Source organism: Rhodobium orientis, assembly GCF_003258835.1.
Taxonomy (GTDB): domain Bacteria; phylum Pseudomonadota; class Alphaproteobacteria; order Rhizobiales; family Rhodobiaceae; genus Rhodobium; species Rhodobium orientis.
Window position 1 is genome coordinate 1 of record NZ_NPEV01000169.1, and the last position, 270, is coordinate 270.

The following is a 270-nucleotide window of genomic DNA, read 5'->3' on the forward strand; positions in this document are numbered from 1 at the left end:
ATCAGCAACGTGGATCAGGCGGTTCTCGTGTTTTCGGCAAAGGAGCCGACATTCAGCACGTCGCTTTTGGATCGTTTTTTAGTGCTGGTTGAGGCGGGTGATATTAGGCCGATCATATGCATCACGAAAATGGACCTTGTGGATGATGACGCGCTGAAAGAGCAGATTCATCAATATGCCGAAGACTACCGGAACATCGGGTACAGCGTCTATTTGACATCAATGAAAAGCGGAAGAGGCATCGAAGACATCATCCCCCATTTTCAGGAT

Annotated in this window: 1 protein-coding gene; it reads left to right on the top strand. The window is 48.1% G+C overall.

The annotated features are described in order from the left end of the window. Positions 1-270: GTPase RsgA (gene rsgA, locus CH339_RS25690; protein ID WP_146610308.1), on the top strand; the 270-nt coding region annotated here is incomplete at both ends.